Raw genomic sequence first — 16,214 nt, 5'->3', positions numbered from 1 at the left:
GGCCGAGCTGTTCACTTCGTTCGCTGCTTGCACCATGCTGAGCCCCTGCCAATAAAAAAGGCGTCCCGCGATTCCAGCTTGCGCGAAGCCAGATTCGGGGGACGCCGTTGCCCTGAATTCGAAACCCTCGTGCGCCGCGCTACTGCTTGCGGCCGAATCCCCATTGATTCGCGTGGCACTTGCTGCGAAGCAATACGCAAGCACTGTGCCAATCTGCGCGCATCCCGCGCAACGGCCCGTCCGGCGGACTTCGGCGGCTGGCGAGCGGGGCGTCCGGCACAACGCCCGCGCGCGCATCGTGATGCACGCCGGCACAAGATTGGTGCCGTGCAGCACATTGACTGTGCGCCCTGGGCGTGCAGGTTGCGACTTTGTCAATTGGGGGCGGCCGGCCAGGTGCGCCCGGCCTATGGGCGGGCGGCGCGAGCGCGCGCAAGTTGGTCTGGAACTTGCGTGAACCTGAGCGCCCGGCAGCGTTGCCGGACAAGCAACCTGGGGCCGCGCTTCGCGCCTCTTTTCAAGCACACCGGACAATGGCGTCCCCTCGTCGCAAGCGGCGAGCGGACGCCATTTGTTTTATGGCGCTCCCCATGCGGGTGCGCGCAATGCAAAGGAAGACGACGATGATGACGGGCAACGAAGGCAAGGTCACGCTGGTGAGCGCAGGTCCGGGCGATCTCGACCTCCTCACCCTGAAGGCGGCGAAGGTGCTCGCGAGCGCCGACGTCGTGCTGCTCGACGATCTCGTGAATCCGGAACTCGTCACGCTCGCGCCGCAGGCCCGGGTGATCCGCGTGGGCAAGCGAGGCGGCTGCCGCTCCACGCCGCAAGCCTTCATCGAGCGGCTGATGCAGCGCTACGCGCGCCGCGGCTTGCACGTGGTGCGCGTGAAAGGCGGCGACGCGCTGCTGTTCGGCCGCGCCGGGGAAGAACTCGCGGCGTTGCGCCGTGCGGGCGTGACGGTGGAAATCGTGAACGGCGTGTCTTCGGCGTTCGCGGCAGCGGCGGGACTCGGCGTGTCGCTCACGCATCGCGACCATTGCCAGGGCGTGATCTTCGTGACTGCGCACTTGCGCGACCACAGCGAACCGGACTGGCAGGCGCTCGCCGCGACGGGCATGACGCTCGCCATCTATATGGGCATGAGCCGCATCGAGTCGCTGTGCGCAACGCTCGTGGGCGCGCTCCCCACGGCGACGCCCGCCGCCGTGGTGCAGTGGGCGGGCAGCGCGAACGAGCGGCGCGTCACGGGCACGCTCGGCACGATCGCGGCACACGCGCGTGCAGCAGGCCTTGGCAGCCCTGCCATCATCCTCGTGGGCGACGCGATTGGCGAGGCGGCTTCGTTCGCCATTTCGCCTGACTCGTTTGGCGTGCATTCGCGCGAAGCGGGTGTGGATGACCTGCGTCGCCGCGCGTAAACGCGTTAGCGGCCCGTCGCTTGCGCGCGGGGGCCGCATCCTGCTCACTAGCTAGGTCTTTAGTTGCTTGCGCTCGCCTGAGCGCCCTGCACGACGGCCGTTGCGATCGCCGGCTCCTGGGGCAGCGCCCATTCGAGCCAGCGTGCGCGATGCAGCACCACGAGTCCGAATGCAGCCGCCGCGATCACGCCGAACGTCGCGAAACCCATCTGGTAGCTGCCGGTGCTCTCCTTGGCGATGCCCATGATGACCGGCAGATAGAAGCCGCCGATCCCGCCCGCGGCGCCGATGATGCCCGACATCAGCCCGGTGCGGCCCTGCCAGCGGCGCGGCACGAGCTGGAACGTCGCGCCGTTGCCGAGTCCGAAGCACACGTAGGTGAACGCGAGCAGCGCAATGCCGGCAGCGAACGGCGGCATCCACAGCGCGAACGCGAAGTCGCACACTGAGATCGCGGCAAGCAGCACCACGAGTGCGCGCACGCCCGAGATGCGATCCGCGATCAGGCCGCCGAGCGGGCGCACCATCGCGCCGGTCAGCGCGAGCAGCGACATCACCACGCCGGCTTCGAGCTTCGGCACCTGGTAGAGCGAAATCAGCAGCGTCGAGACATAGGACGACATGCCGACGAAGCCGCCGAACGTGATGCTGTACACGAGCATCACGACCCACGTGTCGCCTTCAGTCAGCACCGCACGGTAGTGGCGCGGCAACACGCCTATGGCGAGCAGCGCGCCCAGCACCGGCAGCAGCAGCACGCCGGTCTTGCCCGCGCCGAACAAGCCGGCATGCACGGCCAGCACGAGCGCGATCAAGCCGGCGAGCGTGATGCCGAACGAGCGCAATGCCTGCGGCGCGCTGCCGGACTTCTGGCCGAGATCGCGGGCCCAGAAGGTCACGGCCGTCGCGGCGAGCGCGAGCAGCGGCAGCGCCGCGCCCGTGGCGCGCGCCCATCCATAGTGGCTGGCGAGGCCCGGAAACAGGAAGCCGTCGAGCACGGCGCCAATATTGCCGGCCGCGGCGAGGCCGAGCACGAGGCCCTGCACCTTCGGCGGATAGTTGCTGCCCGCCATCGGCAGCGCCACGGCGAAGCTCGCGCCGCCCACGCCGAGCAGCACGCCGAGCACGAGCAGCAAGGTATAGGACGGCGTACCCGGCAGCATCAGCAGCACGGCGGCGGGGATGGCGGAAAGCGCGATGCCCATCAGCGCGACACGGCGGCCGTCGTAGGCCTGATAGAGATTGCCGAGCGTGACGCGCAGAATCGCCGCGCCGAGCACGGGCACGGCTACGAGCAGGCCCAGTTCGGCCGGCGTCATCGCAATGTCCTTCTGGATGAACGGCGCGAGCGGCCCGAACATCACCCACACCGTGAAGCCGGTGTCGAAATACAGGAAACACGCGATCAGCGCGCGCCAGTTACCGCTCTTGAGCGAACTTACCAGGTCTTTCACGTGGTTCTCTCCAGTAGTGGATCTCAACCCGCCAGGCGGGCATGCATCCGTTGATTTCGGAATCCAGAATGTCTTTCGGGCGCGCTGTTGCGCGGTTCGGGCTTGCCGACCACGCCCTGCACGAGCCGGTCCATTTCACCTATCACGTGCGCCAGCTCCGCCGTGATCACCGCGAATTCGCGGCCGAACTGGCCGGCGCGGGCGGCCGCCACCCGTGCATTGAGCGCGACGATGTTCGCGCGCAGCGAAATGGCGGCGAGTTCATCGACGATGCCGGCCTGGCGCTTCGCCGCCGCGGCTTCCACGCTGCGCAATTCGTCCTGGTACGCCTGGGTCAGCGCCTGCAGCAGGTCGAGCAGCGGCGTGGCGGCAGCGGTGAGTTCCGTCAAGGCGGCCTCGCACCCGCTATCGGCCGCCCCGGCATGGACTGAGCGCTCGAGGCACGCGCATGCGTGCGCGGCGAGCTGCGTGAACGCACGAATGCGTTCGTCGGCCTTGCGTGCGCCGAAATAGAGTTCGCGCAACGCCGTCGAGAACACGCCGGGAAAATGATCGTCGCCCTCCACCAGCCGTGCGTGCGAGGCCGCAAACGTGTCGAGGCATGCGCGCGCGACGACGAGCGCGGCGGCGTCGCCGCGCAAGCCGAGCAGCGCATGCAGGACCACGCGCTGCGAGAGCATGCGCTGACGCCCGGCCAGATTGATGAGCTCGCCGACGATTTCCGCAGAGATGTCAGGTATCGTTTCCCGCATGGTCATCTTTAGTTGTGCAAAGCGCGTCGCCAAGGGTTCGTCAGACCACGGCGATTGCGCGACGCGCATAAAAAAAAGCGTCCCGAAGCGCACCCGCCACGCACGCTGTGCCGTGGAGTGCTGCTTCGGGACGCCGTTGCCCCGCACGATCGACTGTTCCCGCGCATGGCGGGACGATGATGCAATTCGTTGGAGCCGTCATTGGCCCCGGTAGCGATAAAGCAATAGGTGTGCCACCCGATCCGCAGGCGGCTCGCGCGCCCCGCGCAACGCCCGGCTGGCGCGGGTTTCACGGTTCACGCAGCGCGCGTAGCCCGCGCAACGGTGACCGGCTGCGCGCCACCAATCGTGTGCTTCAGGTGACTGCTGCTGGTGCACTGCAGCGAAGCCCCGCACCATCGCCGGGCACCGTCTTGCCCTTCGGCGCGACCGCACTACTCTATAAACATGGATGGGTGGGGCCGCACCAGCGCGCATGCGCAACGCCGGCCTGGGAGGTCCACCATGAAGCCAGCCGCAATCGCCCTCGCACTCGCGTGGAGCGCCGTCGGCCTCGTCATCTCGTCGGCGGCGGGCGCCGCGAATGAAGCGACGATCGCCATCGTCTCCGGCACCTACGGCAGCAACTGCGGCGCGCCACACGGCAACGTCACGCGCGATCTCGCCGCGCACTGCGACGGTTTGCGAACCTGCAGCTATCCGGTGTCGATGGTCGCCGCGCAATCGGGCGGCTGTCGCAATGACTATCTCGCCGAGTGGCGCTGCGGCGGTCATGAATTCCACAACGCTGCACTGGCTCCCGGTGCGGGCAACGGCGATCGGCTCATTCTCAGTTGCGTGCCTTCGAGTGGTCCGGGACATTGAAGCCTGCAAACAAGAATCAGAATCAGAATCGCAGCCCGCGCACGACGCCATTTTCAGCGCACTGCTAACCACATTTCTCGCTGGTGCAAGGCGGCCCGCGCGTTCATTGTCCCTTTTCAGTGCGTGTAATAGACTCAATTCGACGACGCGCGCCGCACCACTCACAGGCGACTGCAAACATCATGGAGTGGTGCTCTCCCTGTCACGGGGTCACGCCAGGAAGAAGCGCAACGTCGGCGCACAGTTTCTCGTACTACCTGGAGTTCCGGCGGTCCTCGCCGGAACGCGATAGGAGCCTGGGCGTGGCTGGGTTGCGCGCCGAGGCCTGCGAGGAGACACAGACGATGCTGCTGCCCACTAGATCAACGCCGAAGGCGCAGTCCCGGGATTTGCTCGATGTCCTGATCCGCGCCGCGCTCATTGCCGTCCTGGCAATGTTTTGCTTTCGCATCTTTGCCCCGTTCCTCGACCTCATGGTCTGGTCCGTGATTCTCGCGGTCACGCTATATCCGCTGCAAATGAAGCTGCAGCGCAGCTTCCCTCATAAGGATGGACTCATCGCCACGCTCATCATTCTCGTGGCGTTCGCCGTGATCCTCGCGCCCACGTGGCTGCTCGGTGTCGCCGTGGCCGATTCGATCGAGCATGCCATGAGCGTCGCGAAGGGCGGCACGTTTCATATCCCGCCTCCCGCCGACTCGATCGCTCACTGGCCGATCGTCGGTCAGCGCGTATACGACTTCTGGATGCAGGCATCGACCGACATCACCGGGCTCGTGCAGCGGTTCGCGCCGCAACTGAAGGCGGCCGGCCTCGCGCTGCTCGGCACGATCACCGGACTCGGCGCTGCGCTGCTGATTTTCTTCGCATCCCTGATCATTGCAGGCATTCTCATGGCCCACGGCGAGACGGGCTATCGCAGCACGGTGCAGATCGCGTCGCGCGTTTCCGGCCCGGAAAACGGCCCGCAGATCGCCGACCTTTGCACCGCCACGATTCGCGCCGTCGCCCAGGGCGTGGTGGGCATCGCGTTCATCCAGATGGTGTTGATCGGCGTCGGCTTCATCGTGATGGGCATTCCCGGCGCTGGCCTGCTCGCGCTGGCCGTGCTACTGATCGGCATCATGCAGCTGCCCGCCACGCTCGTCACCGTGCCCGTCATCATCTTCGTGATCATGACACAGGGCGTGAGTACGGCGACCATCGTGTTCTCCGTGTACGAGTTCGTTGCCGGTCTCGCCGACAACGTGCTCAAGCCGCTGCTGCTTGGCCGCGGCGTGGCGGTGCCGATGCCCGTGGTGCTGATCGGCGCGATTGGCGGCATGGTCACGGGCGGCGTGATCGGCCTGTTCATCGGTCCGGTGATGCTCGCCGTCGGCTACCAACTGTTCTGGCGCTGGGTGAAAGACCAGCCGCAATCCGAACGCGCACGAGAAGAACAGCAGGCTTGAGCCGCGAGGCCGCCCGGTGATCCTCCGCGAGCGCCCTTACTGGCTCCCGCTCCGCGCCTGCTGCCTGAGCACGCTGCTGGGCGCCTGCATGCGCGTGGGCCCCGACTTTCAGCCGCAACGCGAAAGCTGGAGCGAGCACTGGAGCAGCGCGTCGATCGAGCAGGTCACGTCGATCGCGGCACAAGCCAACGCGCAACCCGACGCGCGGCAATGGTGGCGCGTATTCGGAGACGAAAATCTCGAGCAGCTGATTGCCGCGACCGACGCGAACAACGGCGACCTGAAGATCGCCGCCTTGCGCGTAATCGAGGCGCGCGCCCAGCTCGGCATCGCGCTCGCGGGGCGTTACCCGCAGGTCCAGCAGGCCAACGCCGACGTGCTGGCCTCGGCGCGCAAGCGCCACGACGGTTTCGACCCGCGTTCGGGTGCGTACTTCCAATACGGGCTTGGCTTCAGCATCGGCTGGGAACTGGACTTCTGGGGACGCTTCAGCCGCGCGATCGAATCGGCCGACGCCTCGTTCTTCGCCGCCCAGGACAACCGCGAAGACGCGCTCGTGCTCATTCACGCGCAGGTCGCGGACACTTATTTCACGCTGCGCACGACCGAAGCGCGCCTGCGCATTGCGCGTGAAAACGCGCAGCTGCAAAAGCGCAGCTACGAGATCACGCAGAAGCTCTTCAAGAGCGGCGAAACCGACGAGCTCGATCTCCAGCAAGCGAAAACCCAGTATCTCGGCACGCTGAGCAGCATTCCCGTGTTCGAAAGCCAGATCGCAGTGGCGCGCCACGCGCTTAGCGTGCTGCTCGGGCGCCCGCCCGGCCCGCTGCCGGAACTCGACGTGCAGCCGGCCAAGGCGGGTTTCGTCCCGCTCATCGACCGCGCCGTACTGCAGGATGTGCCCGCGAAGCTGTTGCTGCGCCGGCCGGACGTGCGCGCCGCGGAGCAGCAGATGGCCGCGCAGTCGGCGTTGATCGGCGTGGCGAAGGCCGACCTGTATCCGTCCATTTCGCTGGTCGGCTCGCTCGCCTGGAGCGCCAGTTCGCTTGCGGGCGCGCCGAGCACGCTTGGCGTGGCGGGCGGGCCGAGCATCACATGGAACCTGTTCGATCACGGCCTCATCACGAACAACGTGCGCGTGCAGGATGCCCGCCTGCAGCAATTGATCGTCGCATATCAGGACACCGTGCGCGACGCGGCGCGCGAGGCCGACGACGCCGCAACGGCGCTGAACGCGGCGCTGCAGCGCGATACGATCCTGCACGACGCGCAAGGCGCGGCGCAGCGCTCGCTCACGCTCGCCAATACGATCTACCGCGAAGGGTACTCGGACTTCCAGCGCGTGCTCGACGCGCAGCGCGCACTCTCCGCGCAGCAGGACGCGTTCGTCGTCAATCGCGGCAACGCCGTGAGCAGCCTGATTGCGCTGTACAAGGCCGTGGACGGCGGCTGGGAGCTCGATCAGCCGTTCATCGATCCGGCGACCCGAGCCCAGATGCAACGACGCACGGACTGGGGCGACCTGCTCGACGAACCGGCGGCGCCCGCTGCCGCGCAGAACCCTGGCAATCAACCGGAGGGGCCGACACGATGAGCAGCGCGTCCGAACCTTCGAGCCCGCGCGAGGCGCCGCCCGCTTCCGACTCCTCGGGCAAGGCGCTCAAGTGGATCGTCGTCCTGATCGTCATCAGCCTGATCTGGTACCTGCTCGCCGATCGCTTCACGCCTTATACGCAGCAGGCGCGCATCGCGGCCTACGTCGTGCCCGTAGCCGCGGAAGTGTCGGGCCGCGTGACGCGCGTGCTCGTACACAACAACCAGGAGGTCGGCGCGGGCGACGTGCTGTTCGAAATCGACAGTGAGCAATACCGCATTGCCGCCGACCGCGCGCGCGCCGACCTCGAATCCACACGCCGGCAGATCGGTGCGAGCACCGCCGGCATCGATTCGGCGCAAGCGTCATTGCGCGCGGCGCTCGCCAACGAGGTCAAGGCGCGCCAGGACAGCGACCGGCTCGAACGGCTGTACCGCGAAGACGAGGGCACGGTCTCGCTGCGGCGGCTCGAAGTGGCGCGCGCCACGCACGAGCAGGCGCAAAGCCAGGTCGAAGCGGCCCGGGCCGAGGTCGAACGGGCGCGCGAACAGCAAGGCGGCAACGAGGCGGAGAACGCCCAGTTGCGCAGCGCCGCGGGCGCGCTCGAAAAGGCCGAACTCGATTTCGCCAACACGCGCATTCGCGCGCGCTCGGCCGGCGTCATCACCGACCTGCGCACCGAAGTCGGCCAGTTCGCGGCCGCGGGCAATCCGGTCATGACGCTCATCGCCATTCACGATGTCTGGGTCAGCGCTGACATGACGGAGAACAATTTGGGCCGGCTCCATGCGGGCACGCCCGTCGCCATCGCGCTGGACGCGCTGCCGGGCGAAGTGTTCGCGGGACGCATCCGCAGCATCGGCTATGGCGTGAGTGTCGGGCAGAGCACGCCGCCCGGCACCCTTCCCACCGTGCAGAACAGCCGCGACTGGCTGCGTCCCGCGCAACGCTTTCCCGTGATCGTCGAGTTCGACAGCGACGAGCGCGCACGGCTGCGCAACGTCCGCGTGGGAGGGCAAGCCGAAGTGATGGCGTTTCCGAGCGCAGGCAACCCGCTCAATCCGCTCGGTCGCGTGTTTCTGCGCGTGATGAGCTGGCTCTCCTTCCTCTACTGAGCGGCGCCCATGCAAACGAGCCCATCGATTCCCGGCCGCCGCGCGCTACGCGTTGCCACGGGCACGGCGCTCACGCTTGCGATCAGCTTCGCACTCGATTTTCCGATTCCGGTGATCGCGCCGGTGCTCGCCGTCTTTCTGCTGGCAACGCAGAACCGGCCGCTTTCGCTCAAGGCGGCGTTCGCGCTCGCCCTGGTCGTCGCGCTCACGACAGGCAGCGGCCTGCTGCTCGTCCCCGTGTTGCGCTATTACGCGTTCGCGGGCGTGCTGCTCGTCGGCCTGTGCCTCTTCCTGGCGTTTCGCGGCGGCCTGCGCGGCGGCAACAATCTCGTCGCGACGTTCCTCGCGGCCGGCCTCACGATGATCAGCGCAGCAGGCGTGGCCGACCAGCAACTCGCCGCCACAGTGGTCGGCGCGCTCGTCAAGGGACTGCTGCTCGCCGTGCTCGTCTCGGTCTTGAGTCACGCGCTCTTTCCCGAGCCGGGCGCCGCGGGTGCGGGCGCCAAACCCGCCGCGCGCGTCCTGCCGCCGGACGCAGCGTCGCGCATCGCCTTGCAGGCCGCGCTCGTGGTCATGCCCGCCTGGCTGCTGGCGATGAACGACCCCGCGAGCTACATGCCGATCATCATGAAGTCCGTGAGCCTCGGCAGGCAAACCTGCACCACGTCGGCACGCGGCGCGGCGCGTGAGCTGCTCGGCTCCACGGCGCTCGGCGGACTGCTCGCCGTCGCGTTCTGGTTTGCGCTCAGGCTCTTCGTGAACATCTGGATGTTCTATCTCTGGATGCTGCTATTCGGCCTGCTCGTGGCGCGCAAGCTTTATCGCATCCGTCCCACGCGTTACTCGCCCGGCTTCTGGCTGAATAGTCTCGTCACGATGATCATTCTGCTGGGTCAGTCGGTCCAGGACAGCTTGGCAGGCAAGGACGTGTACCGCGCATTCGCCGTGCGCATGGCGCTCTTTCTTGCCGTCACCGCCTACGCATGCCTGATGCTGCAGATAGTCGAGCGTTTCGCACAGCGTGCCGCGCTCAAGAGGAATACGCCATGAACAATGCATCTACGAGCGCGGACCATGCCCCGAAAGCACGCGAAATCCTGCTGGAATCGGGCCGGACCATCTGGTACATGCGCCTGCTTCTGGGCGGCCTGCTACTGATATTCGTCATCCTGACGATTGGCATGTTCTATTTCGGCGGCGCCGTGGAGACGCTGAACCGCACCCCTTCGCCGATGGGCGAGACCGCGTACTTCTGCGCGATCACGGCACTGACGATCGGTTACGGCGATGTCGTGCCGACCACCACGTTCGGCCGTATCGACGCGGTGCTGCTCGGACTGATCGGCCTCGTGTTTACCGGATTGATCGTCGCCGCCGCCGTGCGCGGCGTACAGGAGGCCTCACGCCATGCGCGCAATCGGGCGTGAGACGGCTTCAAGCCTATTCGAGCAGGTGTACTCAGACCCCATCGGGCATCGGGACCCGGCAGGATCGAACATGACGAACACCACCGTCCGTTGGCTGCAACTGCGCATCGCGCTGGTGAAAACTGGCGCGGCGATGCTCGCCGCCGTGCTGCCGTGGCAAGCGCACGCGCAGAACGTACCGGGCCAGCTGTCGAACCAGACCGTGATCGGCGGCAACATCAAGCAGCATGCGGACGCCGTGCTGTCCATCATGACCTACACCACCGTGCCGGACGTCACCACCAGTTCGCTTTCGATCAACAACGGCACCACCGGCAATCCGGGCTTCGGGCAAACACAGCTCGGCGGCGGCTTCACGCTGAGCCGGACGTTTCCGTTGTACATGGAAGGCACGCTCGCTTATAGCCGCTACGACCCGACGTTCATCGCGACCGACGGCGCCGAGACACGGGCGCTGCCCACGAGGTGGAATACCTTCAGCGGCACGGTGGGGCTTGGCTGGGACTTCCGCATCACCAACGAACTCGTGTTTCGCCCGATCATCAACGGCACGATCGGGCGTGTTTCCAGCGATCTGCGCGTCGGACAAACGTTGTTCAACCATGTCACGGACAGCAATCTCCAGTTCCTCAATAACGGCTATCTGGACGCGTATGGCTACGGCGGCTCGCTCATGCTCGACTATGAGCACTACCGCGAAAACTACGAGATCGATGCGGAACTGCGCGCTACCGATATCTACCTGCGCAGCTTCGGCGGGAGTTCGGAAGCCGTTCAAGGTTCCGCCATGGCGCAGCAAGTGAGCCTCTGGACGCGCTGGCGCGCGCCAACGGGCTGGCATGCGCTGGACAAGCCGGTGCGCTACGTACTGGAGTTCGCCTACTCGCATTACTTCGGCGACAGCGCCGGGGTGCTCGGCTTCAACGAACTCACCTCGCTGGGCGTGGGCCTGGAACTCGACAGCAGCGCGTATCCCGTCATCATCACCCGTACGCGCGCGATGGTGCGCTATGTGTTTGGCCACAACGTGCGCGGCGTGTCGTTCGGCCTGGCGGTCAGCTTTTAGGAATTCGAACGATGGATGCGCGTGAGGAGAATTACGATGAGTCCGATAGGTGAGCGTCAATTACGTTCAACGGCAGGTTCCGCATCGAGGCGGCTCGTGCTCGCCGGCGTTTGTGCCTGCCTGCTGTCATTGGCGGGATGTCCCTACTACGCCGCGCCACCCGGCACCGTGGTCATGACGCCCGCCAGCTACGACCGCTCATTCGCCGCCGCGGCGGGCGCCATGCGCGACGAGGGACTCGCGATCACCGTGCAGGACCCCGGCACGGGCACGATTGCGGGGACGCTCGACGGCGGCACCGTGACGGCGAACGTGCGCCAGCAACCCGACGGCAGCGTGGTCGTGAAGTTCGATACCGCCGACGCGCGCGACCCCACGTTGATACACCGGGTCGTGAGCAGCTACGACCGGCGCATGGGGCGCTAGGGCGATCGTTTTCCGATTGCACGCGGCGCCCACAAGCGCCACCCCAGCCGCTTACGCAACGTGCGCGGCAAACCCCGTGAGTTCCGGCGCAACGTCTTCACGCAGCGTGAGCGCCGGGATTTCATACGCACCGCCATTCTGCTTGCGAAACGCGATCGGCTCCGTCTGCGCCAGCGCATCGAGCCGAGCGCCGAGCGCGGCGCGTGTTTGCGCATAACGCTCCTCGTCCATGCGCCCCGTGCGATACACGAGAAACGGCGGCAGCACGTCGTAGCCCGGGTAATAGAGCACGCCATGATGGATCGGGAACAGAATGTCGTCGATCGGGCCGTTCACGCCCCGAGGCCCGTAATGCGACGCCCAGCCGCCCATCGTTACGACGAGCATCGCGCGCTTGCCGGCCAGCGTGCCTTCGCCGTAGCGGTCTCCCCAGCGCACGTCGGAGTGCTCGCCCACGCCATAGGCGAAGCCGTACGCGAAAACACGCTCCACCCAGCCCTTGAGGATGGCCGGCATGGAGAACCACCAGAGCGGAAACTGCAGGATGAGCGTATCGGCCCACAAGAGCTTCGCCTGCTCCTGCGCGATGTCCCCGGCCTGGAGGCCGTTCTCGAAAGCGTGCTTCGAATCGAGTGACGGGTCAAACGGCGCGTCGCTCCGGCGCTCGACGCTGTCCTGCGCGTCGAGCGCCGCTTTCCAGTTCATGGCATAGAGGTCCGACACCTGAACGGCGTGACCCGCCGCCTCGAGACGCCGCACGGTGAAATCTCTCAGCGCGCCGTTGAGCGACTTCGGTTCGGGATGCGCATAGACGAGCAGGATATTCATGAAGTGGGCTCCGTGATCGGGTACGAACCCAGCTTAGTTGTCCGGCTGCTATATTGGAAATGAATAACGGAGATACCAGCCATTATGTCTGCTAATTTGCGCAGCCTCGATCTCAACCTGCTCGTCACGCTCGACGTGCTGCTTGCCGAGCACAACGTCACACGCGCGGCGCGCCGCCTGAACTTCTCGCAGCCCTCGGTTAGTGTGCATCTCGGGAAGTTGCGCGAGATATTGGGCGATCCACTGCTGCTGCCTGGCCCACGCGGCATGCAGCCCACGGCGCGCGCGCTGGCGTTGCGCGAGCCCCTGCGCGAGGCGCTGGAATCGCTCGAGCGGGCTATCGCGCCCGAGAGCTCGTTCGATCCGGCCATCGCCCGCGATACCTGGTGCGTGGCTGCAAGCGACTATGGCGAGTCCACCATCGCGCTGCCGGCGCTGCGTGGCTTACGCGAGGCCGCGCCGCATACGCGCCTGGCCGTGGTCGAACTCGCGCCTGCGCGCGTTGCGAAGCAGGCGGCGCAGGGCGAAATCGATCTGGCGTTCCATGCCACCAGCGACGCCCCCGAGAACCTGCGCCGCCGCGCGCTCTTCACCGAGCGCTACGTACTCGCGGGCCGCGCGGACCATCCGCGCCTAAAGCGCCGGCCGAGCATCAAGCAGTTCTGCGCTCTCGAACACGTGATCGTCTCGCCCGATGGCGGCGGATTTCGCGGCATCACCGACGAAATGCTTTCACAAGCCGGACTCACGCGGCGCGTCGTGCTCTCCGTTCCGCATTTCCTTTTCGTCATTTCAGTACTCGAACGCAGCGACCTCGTGGCGATGCTGCCGTGGCGACTCGTGCGCGAAAGCGCGGCGCTGCGCATGTTCGAACCGCCCGTCGAGGTACCCGGCTACGAAATGTGCATGCTCTGGCACGAGCGCTCCCATCGCGACCCCGCGCATCGCTGGCTGCGCGAGCAGATCGCCCTCGCTGTGTAACTGCGTGCGACGGCCAGACGCCGGGTGAGAACAGCACGATGTCGCTCAGTCATGCAGAGCGGCGCTTGAAAACCGGGCCGCGCGAAACTGCTGGCAAACCTGTCGCGTAGGCGCTCGCGTCAGCCTGCATGTCAACGGCATCAGCGAGTGATCCGCTGGATTGTGCGAGAGCCCCGCCGTTGTGCCAAAGGCGGCAGCCAGGGGGCATTGTCATGACAGCAAGATAAGGAAGCCTTAAGAATCATCCCCTAAGCTCGCTACAGCGAATTGACAAGTCAAAGCGCATTCTGGCCGTCATAGGGGTTAAAGGCTTCCCTGGTCAAGCAAGGGCGAACTCTGGAGCGAATGAATGTGGCACGCGGATGCCAGCAGACCAGCAACGCTGACGCGCAGCCGGCGCGCGTCAGCACCGGCTGCGCGTGAAAGGAGATGGAAAGGCAGGACTCACGTATGTCGGTTCAGGTCGTATGGACACGGGCTGGACGGCGAACCGCACTTTCAATGCGTTGAATGCGGCGTGTTTATGGTGCGTGGTGTCATGTATGGCCCGGATTGACGCCCCGTCGATGTTCCACAGCGACATCAACGCCGCTTGCTTGAAGCTGCTGCCAGGGATGTCCGCCTCGGCGAGCTTCCAGAAACGAAGCGCAGCGGGATTGGCGTAATCGAAAATGAAGTCCGTTACGGCGCCGCCATCGCGTTGCGCGCTCAAGAAGAAGAACGGATCGATGGCGACCTCCTGCTCCGCCCTGGACCGCAACTCACTGGTCTGGAGCAGTGCCGGAATAGTGCATGACAGCAATTCCGGCGCCCATGAAAAGAGCGCCGATCAGGGTCGCGCTACGCGGAGGATCGCGCGTCATGACAAACGTCAGGCCAAGCCAGCAGACGAGCACTGCGCCGGCCCACGAGGCGACCGTGGTCAGAACGGGCCTCGTAGAACACCGGCCCATGCCTGCCCCAAGCCTGTCTGACCTGTGCGCAATGCCATACCAGGCAAGGGGTGCAGCAAGGTAGGGCCGCATCGCTTCGCCTGCAAAACGGGCAGTCTGGTGAAACAGTTACAAGATAAGTATTGACGCTGGACCATCCGGCGAGGTACTGTTCTGGTCGAAGTTCAAGAAGTTCGATTGCTGTTCATCAATTGATCGCTCCTCCGCGGTATTCGTTGTCCTCTCCCTCCTTGAAGCTTCACGCGCTCTTCAATAGAGCAAATTCCCGCATTTCTTTCTCAAGGATTCTTTATGGATACCGGCACCGTTAAGTGGTTCAACGACAGCAAAGGCTTTGGCTTCATCACCCCGGACAAGGGCGGTGACGACCTGTTCGCTCATTTCTCCGAAATCAGGAGCGAAGGCTTCAAGACGCTGGCTGAAAACCAGAAGGTGAGCTACGAAACGAAGCAAGGCCCGAAGGGGCTGCAAGCGGCTAACATCAAGCCGCTGTAAAGTTGAAGGGCCCGGCCTCCTCAGACGGACGCCGGGCTGCAGCGAAACCCTCGCGGAGCTTTGTCTCCCACAGTTGGCGCGATTTCTCCTGATTGGCATCTGTTTATTCAGCAGCGTGCCAGCGCCATACGCCTCGTTGCGCCTCATTCTCCCCTCAGGCTTTAACGCCCTTTTTTCGCTTTTCGACTGCTGAAGCATTCGGCTCGAATGGCCTTGAATCGGCGCGCCCGTGCGCTATTCGCACGGCATATGCGCGCGCAAATATCATTAAAATTAAAATGCAGAACAAACGAATTCAACATTACAACGGCTATGCCGTCCAATCCTCGGCGCATCGTTTGCCCGATGGCAGCTTTTCATCCAACCTGTTGCTCGAACTCATCGACGGCGAGCGAGCCGAAGCCCGCTACTGGTTCTATTCGCTCGATTACTTCAAGAGTGAAGAGCAAGCGTTGCAGCACTCGACCCAGTGGGCACGCAACTGGGTCGACACGCGCGGCTAAAGACGACGCCTCAGTTCGAAACACTCAACGCACCCGAAGCGCCAGGACGGGTGCAGCAAACGCGCCCAAACATTACGCGGGAAGCCGAACTGCGCATCTTCGGCACGCGTCGCTGACGACACCCTTTCCCGTGGCCTCGCCGATCGCGGCGGGTAGATAGCGGCCTTCGGTTACAATACAGGACGAGTTCGCTTCGCACAGCGCCGACAAGACGCGTGTTGGTGAGTCGCGAGTCCTGCTTTGATTGATCGTCCAGCGATAACCGTGCTCGCTGGACTGCACGCCCCGACGCGCATCGGTCTGGTATTGCGAGCCGCCGCGTCTGACCCATCCCCTCGCGTACCTGACTCGCCGCCCGGACAGGGTGGTGCCCATGACTTCCGGGACGCAAGGGCAGCCCAGTAATTTTCATGCTCCCCATTGCCGCGCGAGCGCTTGTCGATCAACGCTCGCGACGTCTTCGGCAATGCGGCGTCCGAATCCATGTCCCGCCAAATGATCAGGAATCTTGAATGGCCAAAGAAGAACTGCTGGAACTCGACGGTATCGTTGACGAAGTGCTGCCAGACAGCCGTTACCGCGTCACGCTTGACAATGGCGTGGTTGTAGGGGCGTACGCATCCGGTCGCATTCGCAAGAATCACATTCGCATCCTTGCGGGCGACCGGGTGACGCTGGAACTCTCGGTGTACGACCTGACGAAAGGACGAATCAATTTCCGGCACAAGGATGAGCGAAGCGGTCCCGCAACGCAAAGAACCGCATTTCGCCGTCGTTGATGGCGCGATACGCGACCGTCGGCTGGGATCCATACCTGTGACGCCGTTGCGTGCACTTCCACATCACGATTCGCCATTGCTGGCGGATCTCAACCAGGGAAAATA

The 16,214-nt window shown here is 65.1% G+C and carries 17 protein-coding genes; 13 read left to right on the top strand and 4 right to left on the bottom strand.

All coding sequences use genetic code 11. From position 1 onward, the window contains the following. Window positions 1-626 precede the first annotated feature (626 nt). The gene (gene cobA, locus AB4Y42_RS12130) at window positions 627-1,421 is read left to right on the top strand and encodes a uroporphyrinogen-III C-methyltransferase (protein WP_368694531.1); all 795 of its coding nucleotides are present in this window, start codon (window positions 627-629) and stop codon (window positions 1,419-1,421) included. Window positions 1,422-1,480: 59 nt separating this feature from the next. Here cobA and AB4Y42_RS12125 read toward each other — a convergent pair whose 3' ends face one another. Both AB4Y42_RS12125 and AB4Y42_RS12120 read right to left on the bottom strand, forming a co-directional pair. After that, a complete protein-coding gene (locus AB4Y42_RS12125; RefSeq protein WP_368694290.1) occupies window positions 1,481-2,875 on the bottom strand; it encodes an MFS transporter in 1,395 nt (464 codons plus the stop codon). A 23-nt stretch (window positions 2,876-2,898) separates the two neighbouring features. Continuing rightward, entirely contained in the window at window positions 2,899-3,633 is a 735-nt protein-coding gene (locus tag AB4Y42_RS12120; RefSeq protein WP_368694289.1) for a type IV pili methyl-accepting chemotaxis transducer N-terminal domain-containing protein, read from the bottom strand. 498 nt (window positions 3,634-4,131) lie between these two features. Here AB4Y42_RS12120 and AB4Y42_RS12115 point away from each other — a divergent pair, with 498 nt between their 5' ends. The 8 genes from AB4Y42_RS12115 to AB4Y42_RS12080 all read left to right on the top strand — a co-directional run bounded on the left by AB4Y42_RS12115 (window position 4,132) and on the right by AB4Y42_RS12080 (window position 11,570). Beyond that, complete coding sequence (locus tag AB4Y42_RS12115) at window positions 4,132-4,491, top strand: hypothetical protein (RefSeq protein ID WP_368688832.1); 360 nt, start codon at window positions 4,132-4,134, stop codon at window positions 4,489-4,491. Between the two features lie 344 nt (window positions 4,492-4,835). Then, complete coding sequence (locus AB4Y42_RS12110; RefSeq protein WP_368694530.1) at window positions 4,836-5,942, top strand: AI-2E family transporter; 1,107 nt, start codon at window positions 4,836-4,838, stop codon at window positions 5,940-5,942. Between the two features lie 64 nt (window positions 5,943-6,006). Then, window positions 6,007-7,536, top strand: a complete 1,530-nt coding sequence (locus tag AB4Y42_RS12105; protein ID WP_368689075.1) for a TolC family protein — start codon at window positions 6,007-6,009, stop codon at window positions 7,534-7,536. Continuing rightward, the gene (locus AB4Y42_RS12100) at window positions 7,533-8,651 is read left to right on the top strand and encodes an HlyD family secretion protein (RefSeq protein WP_368694288.1); all 1,119 of its coding nucleotides are present in this window, start codon (window positions 7,533-7,535) and stop codon (window positions 8,649-8,651) included. Before AB4Y42_RS12105 ends, AB4Y42_RS12100 begins: the two co-directional genes overlap by 4 nt. A 9-nt stretch (window positions 8,652-8,660) precedes the next feature. Next, entirely contained in the window at window positions 8,661-9,701 is a 1,041-nt protein-coding gene (locus tag AB4Y42_RS12095) for a DUF2955 domain-containing protein (RefSeq protein ID WP_368694287.1), read from the top strand. Then, window positions 9,698-10,078 (top strand): potassium channel family protein, encoded by a 381-nt coding sequence (locus AB4Y42_RS12090; protein ID WP_368694286.1) that lies wholly within the window; start codon window positions 9,698-9,700, stop codon window positions 10,076-10,078. Before AB4Y42_RS12095 ends, AB4Y42_RS12090 begins: the two co-directional genes overlap by 4 nt. Before the next feature lie 133 nt (window positions 10,079-10,211). Beyond that, on the top strand, window positions 10,212-11,144 hold the full coding sequence (locus AB4Y42_RS12085) for a hypothetical protein (protein ID WP_368694529.1): 933 nt from the start codon (window positions 10,212-10,214) through the stop codon (window positions 11,142-11,144). Window positions 11,145-11,180: 36 nt separating this feature from the next. Beyond that, the gene (locus AB4Y42_RS12080) at window positions 11,181-11,570 is read left to right on the top strand and encodes a hypothetical protein (protein ID WP_368688827.1); all 390 of its coding nucleotides are present in this window, start codon (window positions 11,181-11,183) and stop codon (window positions 11,568-11,570) included. Window positions 11,571-11,621: 51 nt separating this feature from the next. Here AB4Y42_RS12080 and AB4Y42_RS12075 read toward each other — a convergent pair whose 3' ends face one another. Beyond that, window positions 11,622-12,398: an NAD(P)H-dependent oxidoreductase gene (locus tag AB4Y42_RS12075; protein ID WP_368688826.1), complete on the bottom strand. Its 777-nt coding sequence runs from the start codon at window positions 12,396-12,398 to the stop codon at window positions 11,622-11,624. An 84-nt stretch (window positions 12,399-12,482) separates the two neighbouring features. Between AB4Y42_RS12075 and AB4Y42_RS12070 the strand changes: the two genes are divergently transcribed. Next, the gene (locus tag AB4Y42_RS12070; protein ID WP_368694285.1) at window positions 12,483-13,379 is read left to right on the top strand and encodes a LysR family transcriptional regulator; all 897 of its coding nucleotides are present in this window, start codon (window positions 12,483-12,485) and stop codon (window positions 13,377-13,379) included. Between the two features lie 403 nt (window positions 13,380-13,782). On the opposite strand, the gene AB4Y42_RS12065 is transcribed toward AB4Y42_RS12070, so the two are convergent. Continuing rightward, entirely contained in the window at window positions 13,783-14,181 is a 399-nt protein-coding gene (locus AB4Y42_RS12065) for a hypothetical protein (protein ID WP_368688824.1), read from the bottom strand. A gap of 442 nt (window positions 14,182-14,623) precedes the next feature. Between AB4Y42_RS12065 and AB4Y42_RS12060 the strand changes: the two genes are divergently transcribed. The 3 genes from AB4Y42_RS12060 to infA all read left to right on the top strand — a co-directional run bounded on the left by AB4Y42_RS12060 (window position 14,624) and on the right by infA (window position 16,109). Next, entirely contained in the window at window positions 14,624-14,827 is a 204-nt protein-coding gene (locus tag AB4Y42_RS12060) for a cold-shock protein (protein WP_368688823.1), read from the top strand. A 278-nt stretch (window positions 14,828-15,105) separates the two neighbouring features. Further along, on the top strand, window positions 15,106-15,330 hold the full coding sequence (locus AB4Y42_RS12055; RefSeq protein ID WP_368694528.1) for a hypothetical protein: 225 nt from the start codon (window positions 15,106-15,108) through the stop codon (window positions 15,328-15,330). Between the two features lie 512 nt (window positions 15,331-15,842). Next, on the top strand, window positions 15,843-16,109 hold the full coding sequence (gene infA / locus AB4Y42_RS12050; RefSeq protein WP_342922662.1) for a translation initiation factor IF-1: 267 nt from the start codon (window positions 15,843-15,845) through the stop codon (window positions 16,107-16,109). The last annotated feature ends 105 nt before the right edge of the window (window positions 16,110-16,214 follow it).

Origin of the sequence: Paraburkholderia sp. EG286B (genome assembly GCF_040965655.1) — a bacterium.
GTDB lineage: Bacteria > Pseudomonadota > Gammaproteobacteria > Burkholderiales > Burkholderiaceae > Paraburkholderia.
The sequence above is the reverse complement of the archived record's forward strand: the minus strand, read 5'-3'. Positions and strand labels throughout refer to the sequence as shown.

Excerpts from the sequence above, each read along its gene's own strand:
- cobA (WP_368694531.1), top strand. The coding sequence starts at position 627 with ATGACGGGCAACGAAGGCAAGGTCACGCTGGTGAGCGCAGGTCCGGGC.
- AB4Y42_RS12120 (WP_368694289.1), bottom strand. The coding sequence starts at position 3,633 with ATGACCATGCGGGAAACGATACCTGACATCTCTGCGGAAATCGTCGGC.
- AB4Y42_RS12115 (WP_368688832.1), top strand. The coding sequence starts at position 4,132 with ATGAAGCCAGCCGCAATCGCCCTCGCACTCGCGTGGAGCGCCGTCGGC.
- AB4Y42_RS12110 (WP_368694530.1), top strand. The coding sequence starts at position 4,836 with ATGCTGCTGCCCACTAGATCAACGCCGAAGGCGCAGTCCCGGGATTTG.
- AB4Y42_RS12100 (WP_368694288.1), top strand. The coding sequence starts at position 7,533 with ATGAGCAGCGCGTCCGAACCTTCGAGCCCGCGCGAGGCGCCGCCCGCT.
- AB4Y42_RS12095 (WP_368694287.1), top strand. The coding sequence starts at position 8,661 with ATGCAAACGAGCCCATCGATTCCCGGCCGCCGCGCGCTACGCGTTGCC.
- AB4Y42_RS12090 (WP_368694286.1), top strand. The coding sequence starts at position 9,698 with ATGAACAATGCATCTACGAGCGCGGACCATGCCCCGAAAGCACGCGAA.
- AB4Y42_RS12085 (WP_368694529.1), top strand. The coding sequence starts at position 10,212 with ATGCTCGCCGCCGTGCTGCCGTGGCAAGCGCACGCGCAGAACGTACCG.
- AB4Y42_RS12080 (WP_368688827.1), top strand. The coding sequence starts at position 11,181 with ATGAGTCCGATAGGTGAGCGTCAATTACGTTCAACGGCAGGTTCCGCA.
- AB4Y42_RS12075 (WP_368688826.1), bottom strand. The coding sequence starts at position 12,398 with ATGAATATCCTGCTCGTCTATGCGCATCCCGAACCGAAGTCGCTCAAC.
- AB4Y42_RS12070 (WP_368694285.1), top strand. The coding sequence starts at position 12,483 with ATGTCTGCTAATTTGCGCAGCCTCGATCTCAACCTGCTCGTCACGCTC.
- AB4Y42_RS12060 (WP_368688823.1), top strand. The coding sequence starts at position 14,624 with ATGGATACCGGCACCGTTAAGTGGTTCAACGACAGCAAAGGCTTTGGC.
- AB4Y42_RS12055 (WP_368694528.1), top strand. The coding sequence starts at position 15,106 with ATGCAGAACAAACGAATTCAACATTACAACGGCTATGCCGTCCAATCC.
- infA (WP_342922662.1), top strand. The coding sequence starts at position 15,843 with ATGGCCAAAGAAGAACTGCTGGAACTCGACGGTATCGTTGACGAAGTG.